The sequence below is a fragment of the Flavisolibacter nicotianae genome (assembly GCF_003628535.1).
GTDB classification, from domain to species: Bacteria; Bacteroidota; Bacteroidia; order Chitinophagales; family Chitinophagaceae; genus Flavisolibacter; species Flavisolibacter nicotianae.
Genome location: NZ_RBCI01000004.1, coordinates 43641 through 57690, shown reverse-complemented (window position 1 = coordinate 57690; position 14050 = coordinate 43641). Strand labels below are relative to the sequence as shown.

Here is a 14050-nt window from a genome sequence, read left to right as displayed (position 1 = left end):
CAGGTGTAGGAAAGCAGGGCGAAGCATTACTGCTCCGCCCCTTTTTATTTACTTAGTAAACCGTCCAAGGTTACGGCGACGTAATACAGACCACCGATCGTAGGACCACCGGCGTACTGGATGTAGTGGTGATTGAGCAAGTTGGCACCTCCAACTTTAACCGTTGTCTTTAATTGCGGCACTCGCACATTGACCTGTGCGTCCAGTGTGCTGTAAGCGTCTACGCCACCGGTAACCAGTGGGCTTTCCCACAGGAATGCATCCTGCCAGCGCCACACGACGTTAAAACCAACGTTCTTCACAACCTCGCGGTTGCCAAAAGAAAGGTTAGTGGCCCACTCCGGTGTGTTGAAACCTGTCACAAATACATCATTGGTATTGTTGGCCTTCATTCGGTTGAAATTCACATTACCGGAAAGACTGAATTTCTTGTAGACGTTGTATGTTATACCCAGCGCCGATCCAAAATTGGTATACGTGTTTTTCGCATTGGTATAAACCCTGTACCGGTCTTGCCCTTTGCTTGCTGCTGTCGTTGCTGTTGCAGATGCAGCGTCCCGGTTACGGTCGATCATGGCCAGGACGGCTGCATCAGAACCAACTTTCTCCCCTTTGGGAACATATACCTGAACTTGTCCCAAAAATCCGTCATATCGGTTGGTGTACGCGTCGATATCCACCAGCAATTTGTTGTCAATGAGAACGGCTTTGTAGCCGATTTCAAAAGAACGAATGCCTTCCGGTCTTGCTTTTGGCAGGTTGGCAACTGTGAGCAGGTTCCGGTTTGCCAGGCCTGCACTGTCGGAATTTCCTGCCGCACTCACTGTCGCATTGAAGTTGACAACCGATGCCTGTGTGTAACTGTTTTCCAGGTAGCCCAAGCCTTCGTTGATGTAGGAAAGACTTCCCACTCTTTTTACCCGACCGTTGTTGACATAGGAAAGCGCTTCAAAAAGCGAAGGAAAGCGGTAGCCCTGCTGATAGGTGAAGCGAAAATTGTGCTTCTTGGCAACCGTATATACGGCTGCCAGGCGGGGCGTGAATTTTGGATCAAACTCGGGGTTGTAATCGAAGCGTAATGAACCAAAGAGCTTGAGCTTTTCATCGAAAAATGTTTTCGTCAATTGCGCAAAGGCCCCGTACTTTTTATAATAAACATTGTTACCATACGTCCCTTCTTTGGTAAGGAGGTTGCGTTCTGCAATCGGACGCGAAAAATCCACAAAATTGTTGCCATCTGGTATGATCTCGTAAATGCGTGCATCGCCACCGACAAGGAGGTCGGCCACCTTCACTTTTTTCGAAAGATCCCATTGCGCCTCTGTGTGATAGAGGCGGCTTTTCTGAACAAGTGCCGCACCACCTGTTTCAGGTGCATCCGGAATAGATCCCGACCTGATGTCCCAATTGTTGATGCCGATAATGGTGTTTTTCAAGGCATCGAATTCGGGAGTACCGGGTTTTACGCGGCTGGCATCGGCCTGCTCCCTGGCATACTGCGTGGCGGCCGCCAGGTTGGCCGATGTCAGCGTACCACCGTTGGCGGCCGCGTAAGCGTTGAGCGCATTTTTAAATTTTGTACCCCAGCTGCCGGCAGTTTTTGTATCGGTAGCGCCACCGCTGTACAGGTCCAGGTTATCGGCAAGTGGTTTGACATTGTAGGAGTCACCGGTATTTTCCAGCGACACGTAGCTGCGAACAAGAAAGTTGTCACCTTTGAGTTCCAGCTTGTGATTTTGCACAATGACGTTGTCAAGCTGGATCTTGTTTCCCCGCTGAAACACACCGTCCATTTTACCCACCCGGTAAGAATACGCTAATTCGGCACCTCGCTTCAGGCGATAGTGCACAGCGCCGTCAAATTTCAGGTTGTCCACCTTTGGATTGATCAGGTCTCTTTCCCAATAGCCGGTACGGGCTACACGTAAAGTCTGGTTGTTTTTACCGTTGATGGTCAACCCACCGATCGACACCACGTTACTGCCGGCAAGTGCATCGTCGCCATATTTGTTCCACCCGTCAAAAGCAACATTGTATTGTCCATTCAGCTCCGAAAAGGACGGGTTGGCACTTTTCAGGTTGTTGGTATTTTGATCAAGTTGCGTGTTGGAGAGCCAGTCGGTGCCCTGCATATATCCCAGGTTCAGTTTAAACGCAAAACGGTCGCTGATTACTTTAGCGTAACGAATGGACGTTTCCGTCAGCACACTGGGAGAATAATCCTTCCCATCTACATGGTTTATACCCGTTTTTTGGTACACACTCAGTCCCTGTGTCACAAAGGGATTTTTGGTAAGAAGGTTGGCCATGCCGTTGATGGCGTTCATGCCGTAAAGTGCGGAAGCCGCTCCCGGCGTGATCTCGACACTTTGAATATCGAGTTCCGTGGGTCCGATGGCATTACCCAGTGGCACACCCAACGTGGCGGCCTGCATGTCCACTCCATCGACCAGTTGCATAAAACGAAAATTGTTGGGGATGTTGAAACCACGGGTATTGGGTACCTTAAATGTCAGGCTGGAAGTCGTCATTTGCACGCCTTTTACATTTTCCAGCGCATCGTAAAAGCTGGGTGCCGGTGTTTCGCGGATGGCCCTGATATCCAGTTTTTCAATGGCTACCGGTGATCGAAGGATGCTTTCCCGTACACGGGATGCGGTTACCACCACCGCATTGCCCAATACGGTTTGCGTGGCAAGGGCAACCTGCAGTTTGGAGCCAAGCGTAGCCACTTCCACTTCCTGCGGCGCAAAGCCGATCGACGAAAACAAAAGAGTGAACGGAAGCTTTTCCTTTGTACGCAATTTAAAAGAACCGTCATTGGCCGTTAGTGTTTTGGTGTCGGTGCCTTTGATACTGACTGTGACGCCGGTGAGTACTTCCCTGGTTTCCTGGCCGGTTACAAACCCGGATATTTCAATGGCATCCTGGGCCGCCAATGATGAAACAGCAAATAGAGAAAAAAAGACGAATAAGAGTTGTTTTGTTCGAAGCATGGTTGGTTTATTTTGAACAGACATGAGGTTTCAGTTTCAATGAAGAATTGTTTTGCGACTGACAGTTTGCAAGGGTTTGTTCCACCCGGTGCATCAAAAGAGGCATCTGGTGATTTTGCAAAGACGAATTGGACAGAAGCAATCGAAAGAGTGGTTATCGTTGTACGGAAGAGGGAATTATTTGGTACAACAACAGGAAGGAATGCTACAACAGCAACAACAAGGTGTAATCGATTCAGCAATGCTGCTAATCATTGTCCTTCCTGATTTCACCAGTGACTTTTTCATTTTTCAGGTTCCTGTTTTAATTCCTACTAAATTGGTAGGTAAATATACCAACACTCTTTTTATTTCCTAAATTTTTTTTGTTTTTCTATAGAAATAGTACAGCCGAATGGCAATTGCCAGGAAAGTTCAACGACATTTTCAAGAGTGAAATGTTACAATCTGGCGTGTTGCAGCAAGAAGGAAGAAACAATGATGTTATTGCGGGGAGAGTTTTTTTGTTCTGTCCATGATATCGTGCAGGGTGCGTTTCTCCAGCACTTTCAAAATGGCGTCCCTTGCTTCCTGCATCACCGTGTTGATGCAGCAGGTTTCTTCGTTGCAGTTCTCGCAAGGCGTGTAAAAATTGAGGCTTACACAGTTCAGCAAGGCAATCGGTCCATCAACAATGCGGATGACCCTTGCAAGGGTTATTTTTTTGGGGGGCTCGGCAAGGCGGTAACCACCATACCGTCCGCGGGTGCTGATCAAAACATCGTGGTTGCGCAGCTCGACCAGGATGGCCTCTAAAAATTTTAGCGGAATGCGCTTTTCCTGAGCGATGGTGCTGATGAGCACAGGCGTTTCGTCCTGGTAACTGGCGGCTAAATAAGCCAGCGCCTGTAAGGCATATTTTGCTTTTTGACTGAGCATTTCACGAAGTCTTTCTGGATGGTCTTTAACGCAAATATACCATTCGGATTTGCATCTTTCGCTGCCTAAAAAACGAAGAAAATATGAGAATGGTCAAACGGAGGAAAAACCTGCAGCGATCTTCCCGGTTACTGAGTGCCCGTCCATGGCTGAAAGCAAATGCTTACTTCTCTGCAGCCATTTAATGAGATGTCCCACCGGGGATGTTAGGCGATCAAATTCATGATGGCTTTCCAAAGGGTATTGCAACTGGTTAGAATCACCAGTGTTCCTACCAGGATAAACATGGTTTTGATCGGCAGTTTGCCTACCAGGCGGGCGGCAATGGGTGCGGCAATAAGTCCGCCGATAATCAAGCCGGCGATATCCCACAGCGGCAGGCTTTCCAGCAGGATAAAAAAGACCACGGAGCTCATAAACACTACGAAGAATTCAGCCAGGCAAACAGAACCAATTACGTATCGCGGACTTCGGCGCTTCGACATCAGGGTGCTTGTCACCAGCGTTCCCCAGCCGCCGCCGGCAAAGGCATCCATAAATCCGCCAACGGCCGCCAGCCACCCGGCCCGTTTTACTTTTGCTTCGTAACTGGGTTTGCTGAATGCTTTTCGCAAGATGTAATAGCCCAGGTAAATGGTGTAAACCGAAAGCGGCAACCGCACATAGGTTGCATATTTCTGACCGAAATAGGCCATCGTTGCGCCCAGCACTGCACCGACAATTCCCGGTATCACCAGGGCTTTGAACAATTTTTTATTGATGTTACCGAATCGGTGATGACTGTATCCCGAAACACCGCTGGAGAAAACCCTTGCAGCGTGGACTCGGCTGCTCACAATCGCCGGATTGACGCCGACGGCCAGCAGGAAGGTTGTGGAAATGGTCCCATAACCCATGCCCAATGAACCATCCGACATTTGTGCCAGGAAGCCGCAGAGCAGCATCATGAGAAACATTTTCGTGTCGATGTAATTGGGAATGGTCTTGATGCTGTCAACCAGCCTTTGTACTGGCACATAGGACAAAATCGTGTGCCCGATGATCATAAAAAAAAAGGCAAAAAGACAGTATTTCACAATCTTTTGCCAGCGCTTTTGCCCGGGTTTGTTCTGCTCTTCCAGTGTCATTTGTTTCGACACCAGCACCCTTGTCAGGTCGTTTAACTGCCTGACTTTTTCACTGAAATCGCCATTGATGTTATTGCGGATGATGCTCAGGTTATCGGCTACATTGTTGATCTCCGCAGGAATGGCTTCATTCAGCACTTCCTTCAACCGCTTCGCCACGGTAGGTGATTTGCCGTTGGTGGAGATGGCAATTTTTACATTGCCTTTCTGTACAACGGAGCTGAGGTAAAAATCACAGAGATCCGGCGTATCAGCCACATTCACCAACTTGTTTTTGCCTTTGGCAACCTCGCTGATCTCCGCACTTTTCGTTTTATCGTTGATGCCAATGATCACGATATCAGCACCGTCAACATCGGTGCTTTCAAAAGGGCGTTCGAAAAGCTCGATCGTTGGGTATTCGGCCGCCAGCGCCTTAATGCTTTCATTGATGCTGGTTGCAACCAGCTTTATTTTCGTCAGTGGCGAGTTGTTCAGCACAGCTGTCAGCTTCTCCAATCCCACGTTTCCACCACCAACAATCAAAATGGAAAGTTGTTCCAGTTTGAGGAAGATGGGAAATAACTTATTTGTTTCCTGAACAAGCATGTTTACTTTTCCAATTATATTTTCGAACGAGATGATGCCATTCGGCCATCTGACTATCCAGCGGATCTCTAACGCCTCAATGGGCGTTTTCTTCAAAATGCCACACCGTCTACCCGCAGTTGTTTAATCAGAGACCAGCTTTTCACGGATGGTAAAATCACCAAATGTTTCACCCGGATTTCTATTGGCGCTATAACGTGCAAACAGGCCATCCAGTTCGTTTAGAATTGTTTGCTCATCAACGTTCTCTTTGTAAGTTTTATTCAACCGCTCTCCCAGCCTGTCACCACCCAGTTGCAGGTTGTAGCGGCCGTATGCGGTTCCGACGAAACCAATTTCGGCCAGTGTCGAACGGCCGCACCCGTTTGGACAGCCGGTCATCCGAATGCTGATCTCGTCGTCCTGCAAGCTGTATTTTTCTAACAGCGGTTCAATTTTGGAGATCAACGTGGGTAGATAGCGTTGCGCTTCGGCCAGGGCCAGCGGGCAGGTATTGAATGCCACGCAGGCTATGGCATTCCGGCGCATGCCACCGGCTTTTTCGGTATGTTCAATAATATTGAATTCATTCAGGATTGCTTCTACCGCTGCCCTGTCTTTTTTGGCAATATCACCCAGTGTCAGGTTCTGATTCGTGGTGAAACGGAAATTGGCTTTTCCCGTTTCCGCTATCTTCAGGAGTGCCGTTTTCAAGGCCAGCTTTTCATCATCGGTCACGCGGCCATTTTCAACAAAAATGGTGTAATGCCATTTGCCGTCCTGGCTTTGTTCCCAGCCAAAATGATCACGTCTTTCCGTGAAGACGTAGGGCTTTGCCGGTTCCAGCAGGAAGCCAAGGCGCTTTTCCAGTTCAGCCTTGAACACATCAACGCCCATGTTGTCGACCGTGTATTTTAACCGGGAAAGCTTGCGGTCGCTGCGGTTGCCGTTGTCTCTTTGAACAGTTGCAATCTGGTAAACGGTCTCGATCAGTTTTTCTTCCGGCACAAATCCAATAACGGTGGCCAGCCTTGGATAAGTGGCTGGGTTGCCGTGCGTGGCGCCCAAGCCGCCGCCAATGGCCACGTTAAAACCAAGGAGCTTTTCATTTTCAATGATGGCGATCAGCGCTACGTCATTTGCAAAAACGTCCACGTCGTTATTGGGTGGAATGGCAATAGCCACTTTAAACTTTCTGGGTAGATAGCGATCCTGGTAAAGCGGATCTTCTTCCAGTTTTTTATCAACCAGCACTTCTTCATCGAGCCACACTTCGTAAAAAGCCCGGGTCTTGGGTAAAAGCGCTTCGCTGATTTTTTTTGCGTAGCCATGAATGTGCGCATGTAAAGGAGAAATGGAAGGATGACTGCTGGCAATCACGTTCCTGTTTACGTCGCCGCAGGCCGCAATTGAATCCAGGCCGACAATATTGAAATCTTTCAACGTTGGTTTAATGTGACGCTTTAAAATTCCATGCAACTGGATCGTTTGCCGCGTGGTGATCTTGATCACACCCGTTGTATACTTGCCGGCAACGTGGTGTGCTGTGATCCACTGCTCCGGGGTAATAAAACCACCCGGGATCCGCAGGCGAATCATGAACGAATAAAGCTTGTCCAGCTTTTGCGCTGCTCTTTCTTCACGCAAATCCCTGTCGTCCTGTTCGTACATGCCATGGAATTTTACCAGGGCATGATCCATTTCCCGGACGGCGCCCGTCAGTTCGTCCTGCAAGCTTTCTTTCAGCGTACCTCTCAAGGCATCACTCGCCACCTTGATCTTTTCTACAACGGATAAATTTTTTTGGTCGGCCATTCGTTCGTTTCTTATTTATAGTTTATCGTTTGTGATTCGTTTTATACTGCCATTCCTTTTGTTAATAAACATCTTTCAGGTAACGGCCTTCTTCTTTTAATGCATTGAGAAGTTCAACTGCAGTGTCGTCACTCACCCCTTTTTGTTCACGGAAGATGCGGGTCAGCATGTTTTCCACGTCGTTGCTCATGGGTTCTTTCGCGCCGCAGATGTAGAGGTAAGCCCCGTTTTCTATCCATTTCACCAGTTCTTCGCGGTGCTGCCACAGCTTGTGCTGTACATACAATTTTTCGTCCTGGTCGCGGCTGAATGCAACGTTCATTTTCGTGAGCACGCCGGTTTCGATCCAGTTGAGCCACTCAGTTTGGTAGAGGAAATCGGTGGTGAAATGCTGATCGCCAAAGAACAGCCAGTTGCGGCCATCGGCACCGGTTGCATCACGATGGGCAACAAAGGAACGAAATGGCGCAATGCCGGTTCCGGGGCCGATCATGATAACATCTTTGTCGGCGGCAGGCAGCTTGAACAAATGATTTTTATGAATGTAAAATTCAACCTCATCCCCTTCCTTCAATTGTGAAAGAAAAGCAGATGCCAGTCCATCCTTTAACTGGTCGTTTGCGACAAAGCGATGCATGCCGACGGTCAGGTGCACTTCACCGGAATGCGCTTCCGGAGACGAGGCAATTGAATACAGCCGCGGCGCAATCGGGTCAAGAATTTGCAGCGCCGCCAAAAACTGTTCCTGCCCGTTGACAGGATAAATGCGAAGCAGGTCCAGGAAATCCATGCGTGTTGCTGGTATATCCTGCTTCACGATGCCCGCATAGGCCTTAACGACACGTTCCGGAAGATTGACCAGGGAAACTTTTCTCTGCAAAAGCTGACCCAGGGCAATGGTTTCGTCTTTGTATGTTACAACCGTTTCTTCTTCAAAGCCGCTCAGCGTGGCAATTCGTTGAACCAGTTCCGGTTTGTTTAACGGGGTAATACCCGCTGCGTCGCCTGGCTCAAATGCCACTTCTTCTGCCGCAATTTCGAGGTGAAAGGTTTGTTTGCCTGAGCCACGGCCATTCAGGTTAACATTTGCCTGGATCTTACCGGTATAGGTTTTACGGCCGGTTTTCTTTGCCACAGGTGCCGTTACCGGTGTAGTAGCCGGTGCTGACGACAACAGCGAATTCAGCAGGCTCACCATCCACTGCTCGGCTGCTTCTTCGTAATCGGTATCGAGTTTTTGTAGAGGTGCTACGCGGTTTCCACCCAATTTTTGCAACTGCTGGTCTACGTCTTCACCGGCTTTGCAAAAAAGCGGATATGCAGTATCGCCCAAAGCCAGCACGCCATAATTGAGCTTTGACAGTTTGATGTTGTCCTGGTGCACAAAATCGTAAAACTTCTTTGCGGTGGCGGGTGGTTCGCCGTCACCCTGGGTGCTGATAACGGTGAAAAACCATTCTTCCTTTGGGAGGTCAGTGAGTTTGTACTGGTCGAGGCTCACTAGTTTTGACTGGATGCCCTTCTTCTTTGCCTTGGCAGCAAACGACGTGGCGAGTTTTTTCGCGTTGCCTGTTTCCGTGCCGTAAGCGATGGTGATCTTTTGCACCGCAGCGGGTGTTGCCGTTGCGGTTGATTCGGACGGCAATAACGCCGTTTCTGCACCGGCCAGGCCGGACAAATAGCCACTCAACCAAATGATTTCTTCCCGGGTGAGACCCGTTACCATCTCCTGCACCTGTTTGATTTTCGATTGTGCGATCATGTTTTCTATTTATGCTGTTAAAGCCAACTGTTCGTTTTCGTTGTTTGAAACATCTTCCGATTTGAAATATTCGGTGGTTTCCGCTTTTTCATTTACCCACCGGAATTGCTCATGCAAGTCCACCACTTTCCCGATAATGACAAGCGTGGGTGAGAAAAAGTTTTTGCCGCCCAGCGCCTCATCATAGGCATACAAAGACGACGTGTACACTTTCTGTTGCGGTGTGGTTGCCTGCTCTATCACCGCCAGTTTTTTACTTGCGTCGATCTGGTTCGCGGTGAGTTTTTTTACAACGTCGCGAAGTGTTTCCGACGACATGTAAAAGACAAGCGTATCATCTGTTTGCGCCAGCTCTTTCCAATACGTTTCACTGACGACATCTGATTTGTAGGCGGTTAAAAACCGAACCGAGGTTGCATAATTTCGTGCCGTCAGTGGCATTCCTGCAAAGGCTGCGGCACCGAGGGCTGCGGTCACACCCGGCACAATCTCGTAAGAAATGTGGTTTTGCTGGAGGGCTTGCAGTTCGTCTAGGATGTTGGAAAATATGGACACATCGCCCCCTTTCAAACGCACCACTGTTTTACCATCCTGTGCATACAATACCATCAATTCGTTGATTGTTGCCTGTGGAGTGGAATGTCCCCTGCGACACTGTTTCCCAACATAAATCACCTTTGCTGCAGCCGGGGCAAACGAACGGATTATTTCGGGGCTCACCAACCTGTCGGTCAGGATCACGTCAGCCTTTTGCAGCCAGCGCATCCCTTTCACGGTAATGAGCTCCGGGTCGCCGCTGCCTGCACCAACCAAAACCACTTTGCCACCAGTTATGGTACTCTTCATATTCGTTTATTGAAAAAGGCCTTCAATGGATAAATAACGTTCGCCTGTGTCGTAGTTGTAGGTCAGGATCTTCGAACCAGCCGGCAGTTCAGGAAGCTTTTTCGCAACGGCTGCCAGCGCCGCACCGGTTGAAATGCCAACCAGAATCCCTTCCTCTTTCGCTATGCGTTGTGCAAATTGAAACGCTTCATCTTTACCGACTGTGATCACGCCGTCGAGTACGTCGGTGTTCAGAATGGTGGGAATAAATCCGGCACCCAATCCTTGTAGCGGATGCGGTGAAGGCGCACCGCCGCTGAGCACCGGCGAGAGTTCCGGTTCAACGGCCAATACTTTCAATCCCGGAATGGCATCTTTTACCACTTCTGCTATCGCCGTAATATGCCCGCCGGTACCCACACCGGTTATGACATAATCCAGTCCGCTTTCTTTAAAATCATTGATGATCTCGCGGGCCGTCGTTTTGCGATGGCTCTCGGTATTGGAAGGATTATCGAATTGCTGCGGTATCCAGGCATTGGGTGTTTCCGCCGCAAGTTCCTGGGCTTTTTCAATAGCACCTTTCATGCCTTTTTCGCGGGGTGTCAGAACAAATTCGGCACCGTAGATTGACATGAGGCGGCGACGCTCAACCGACATGCTTTCCGGCATGACCAAAATGAGCTTGTAACCTTTTACGGCTGCCACCAAAGCCAGCCCGATACCGGTATTGCCGGATGTTGGCTCGATGATGACGCTTTCGGGAGTAAGAATGCCTTTTTTCTCGGCATCTTCAATCATGGCAAGGGCAATCCGGTCTTTGATGCTGGCGCCGGGATTGTTGCGTTCAAGCTTGATCCAAACTTCATAATCAGAAGGAAAAAGTTTGTTTAACCGTACGTGTGGAGTATTGCCGATCGTGTCCAAAATGCTATTCGCTTTCATACTAACTATTAAATAATAAAATTGATGGGTTCGGGAAAGGGGTTCCTGTCTTTGATCCGGATTTCACTTTTGTGATACACCACGGAGTTTGGCGGCACACTGGACGTGATCCAAACATTGCCGCCGATTATGCTGTCTTCGCCAACGACCGTATCGCCGCCGAGGATCGTTGCACCCGAGTAAATCACAACATTGTTTTCGATCGTCGGGTGGCGTTTTGTGCTACGGAATTCCTTTGCTACGTTCAGCGCACCCAACGTAACGCCCTGGTAAATCTTCACACGGTTTCCAATGACAGTTGTCTCGCCGATTACAATACCGGTGCCGTGATCGATGGCAAAGGCGTTGCCGATTTTTGCACCGGGATGGATGTCGATGCCGGTTTTGCCGTGTGCATATTCGCTGAACAAACGGGCCAAAAGGCGCACGCCTTGTTTCCACAATTGGTGCGACAAACGGTAGACGACCGTTGCATAAAAGCCCGGGTAGGCCACGATCACCTCTGCGATGTTTTGTGCTGCCGGATCAAATTCAAGGATCGCCTGCGCATCATTCAACAGTGCTTTGTAAATCGCAGGCCATTGTCCAAAAAACGTATCCGCCTGCAACCGGATTGTTTTTTCGCCACTGATGGTTTCGGCCAGCAGGGATGAAAAATTGTTTTGGAGCCGTTTGTATTCAACAGCCGCTTTTGTAACATCGGCGTCTTCGCCGTTATTTATAAAAAGAAAATGAAAGACTTCGTCAATAAACAGCTCCGCAGCCAGTTTGTCCGGAAACTGCTGCGAAACACCGATACGGCTTTCAGCCAGTGTTTGTAAAAAAGCTGCTTCGTTCATGTTTGTTTTATTGTAACAGCAGTGCACCTGCCGTCATATTACTTGTTTGATCGACCAGGATTGCAGTTCCGTCGGCCGACAGTTTTTGGAACGAATCAAAGGCAATTGGTTCCGCGGTTTTGATCCGCACTTTCACGACATCGTTCAGGGCTGCCGTCTGCGGCGAAGGCTGTTGTGCAAGTGTGTTCACATCGAGTTTATAAGCTATTTCCTTGACAATGGCTTTTACACGCCGGCTGCCTTGCTGCAAAAGGTATCTTGCACCTTCCTGCAATTCTTTGGTATCCATCCAGCACATCAAGGCATCAAACTCCTGCTCGAGTCTTGGCAGTTCGCCCAGCTTCACAATCGAGTCGCCACGACTGACGTCGATATCGTCTTTGAGGTGAAGAATGACGCTTTGCCCGGCAAATACTTCTGTTACTTCTTTTCCCCCAACTTCAATGGCACTGATGACAGATGTTTGACCGGAAGGAAGGATGCGCACCGCGTTTCCGACCTTGTAGGTGCCGTTGCTCACCCTTCCAGCATAACCGCGGTAATCGTGCAGATCTTCCGACTGTGGCCGTACTACGTATTGCACCTGGAAACGCGATGGCGTATGCGTGTAGCCATGCGAAACGGGCAGGTTTTCGAGATAAGAAAGCAGTGGTTCGCCTTTATACCACGGAATATCGGAAGAGCGGGAAATGATGTTGTCGCCTTTCAACGCACTCATGGGAATGTAATAGACATCCTTTAGCTTCAGATCCCTGGCCAGTGCCTCATATTGCTCCACGATCGCATCGAAAACGACCTGGTCGTTATCGACCATATCCATTTTGTTGATGGCAACAATGACATGCGGGATACGCAGCAAAGAGGCAATGATGGAATGTCGCCGGGTCTGTTCCACTACACCGTTACGGGCATCAACAAGAATAATGATGCAATCGGCATTGGATGCACCTGTAATCATGTTGCGGGTGTACTGGATATGGCCCGGTGCATCGGCGATGATGAACTTCCGCTTTGGCGTGGAAAAATACTTATAGGCTACATCGATGGTAATGCCCTGTTCCCGCTCGGCACGCAAGCCATCGGTGAGCAAGGCGAGGTCGATATCGGAATGCGCCGTGTTTTTGCTTTGCTTTTTCAAGGTTTCCAACTGGTCAACCAGGATGCTCTTGCTGTCGTAAAGCAGGCGGCCGATCAGGGTGCTTTTCCCATCATCAACGCTGCCGGCTGTTATAAATCTTAGTAGGTCCATTTGTTTTATTTTGGGTGAAACGTGTTCGTAAAACCTCAATGACTGCTATTTCATCATGACTTGTCGTTTCACATTTACCATTTCGCGTTTCAGTTTAAAAATATCCGTTCACTTTCCTGTCTTCCATTGCCGCTTCAGAAATACGGTCATCAATCCTTGTTTCACCGCGTTCGCTTATCCGTGTTGCCGTGATTTCTGATATGATATCGTCAATGGTCGATGCGGTGCTTTCAACAGCGGCCGTACAGGTCATATCTCCAACCGTGCGATAGCGTACCCGTTTGCGGGAAATCGTGTCACCGTCGTCGATTCGGATGAATTCGGACGTCGCGATCAGTTGCCCTTCGTATTCTAGGATTTCTCTTTCGTGGGAGAAATAAATTGAAGGCAGGTCAATCTTTTCACGTCGGATATAATTCCATACGTCCAGTTCGGTCCAGTTGGAAATGGGAAATACCCGAACGTTCTCGCCCTTGTTGATCTTGCCGTTGTAAATATTCCAGAGTTCAGGCCGCTGGCGCTTGGGATCCCAACCGCCGAATTCATCCCGGATCGAAAACACCCGTTCTTTTGCTCTTGCTTTTTCTTCGTCGCGACGGGCACCGCCGATGCAGGCATCGAATCCAAATTCTTCAATGGTGTCGAGCAGGGTGAATGTTTGCAAAGCATTGCGGCTTGCCAACTTCCCGGTAGTTTCTTTCAACCCTTTTGCTTTAATGGTGTCTTCAACTTTGCGAACAATGAGTTTTTCACCGATCGATTTTGCGAGGTTGTCACGAAATTCCAGGGCTTCGGGAAAATTGTGACCCGTATCGATGTGGACCAGGGGGAAGGGAAATTTTCCCGGACGAAACGCTTTCAATGCAAGATGCACCAGCGTAATGCTGTCTTTCCCACCCGAGAATAAAAGCGCTGGCTTTTCAAACTGCCCCGCAACTTCCCGGAAGATGTAAATGGCTTCTGATTCCAGTTGATCTAAATAATCCAATTGGTAGTTCATATTTTCT

The 14050-nt window shown here is 49.0% G+C and carries 10 protein-coding genes; all 10 read right to left on the bottom strand.

What is annotated here, in order from left to right; translation table 11 throughout:
• Positions 1–44: 44 nt before the first annotated feature.
• Entirely contained in the window at positions 45–2996 is a 2952-nt protein-coding gene (locus D6024_RS12010) for a TonB-dependent receptor (protein WP_121354883.1), read from the bottom strand.
• Between the two features lie 483 nt (positions 2997–3479).
• Positions 3480–3914 carry an RrF2 family transcriptional regulator gene (locus D6024_RS12000; RefSeq protein WP_121354881.1) on the bottom strand — a complete coding sequence of 145 codons (435 nt, stop codon included), beginning with the start codon at positions 3912–3914 and terminating at the stop codon, positions 3480–3482.
• A 206-nt stretch (positions 3915–4120) separates the two neighbouring features.
• On the bottom strand, positions 4121–5629 hold the full coding sequence (locus D6024_RS11995; protein WP_121354880.1) for a TSUP family transporter: 1509 nt from the start codon (positions 5627–5629) through the stop codon (positions 4121–4123).
• Positions 5630–5752: 123 nt separating this feature from the next.
• Complete coding sequence (cysI, locus tag D6024_RS11990; protein ID WP_121354879.1) at positions 5753–7423, bottom strand: assimilatory sulfite reductase (NADPH) hemoprotein subunit; 1671 nt, start codon at positions 7421–7423, stop codon at positions 5753–5755.
• A 61-nt stretch (positions 7424–7484) separates the two neighbouring features.
• A complete protein-coding gene (locus D6024_RS11985) occupies positions 7485–9185 on the bottom strand; it encodes a diflavin oxidoreductase (RefSeq protein WP_121354878.1) in 1701 nt (566 codons plus the stop codon).
• A 9-nt stretch (positions 9186–9194) separates the two neighbouring features.
• Entirely contained in the window at positions 9195–10031 is an 837-nt protein-coding gene (gene cobA / locus D6024_RS11980) for a uroporphyrinogen-III C-methyltransferase (protein WP_121354877.1), read from the bottom strand.
• A gap of 6 nt (positions 10032–10037) precedes the next feature.
• Positions 10038–10955 (bottom strand): cysteine synthase A, encoded by a 918-nt coding sequence (gene cysK / locus D6024_RS11975; protein ID WP_121354876.1) that lies wholly within the window; start codon positions 10953–10955, stop codon positions 10038–10040.
• 8 nt (positions 10956–10963) lie between these two features.
• On the bottom strand, positions 10964–11794 hold the full coding sequence (gene epsC / locus D6024_RS11970) for a serine O-acetyltransferase EpsC (protein WP_121354875.1): 831 nt from the start codon (positions 11792–11794) through the stop codon (positions 10964–10966).
• A 7-nt stretch (positions 11795–11801) separates the two neighbouring features.
• A complete protein-coding gene (locus D6024_RS11965; RefSeq protein WP_121354874.1) occupies positions 11802–13043 on the bottom strand; it encodes a sulfate adenylyltransferase subunit 1 in 1242 nt (413 codons plus the stop codon).
• Positions 13044–13137: 94 nt separating this feature from the next.
• A complete protein-coding gene (gene cysD, locus D6024_RS11960) occupies positions 13138–14043 on the bottom strand; it encodes a sulfate adenylyltransferase subunit CysD (protein ID WP_121354873.1) in 906 nt (301 codons plus the stop codon).
• Positions 14044–14050 lie beyond the last annotated feature (7 nt).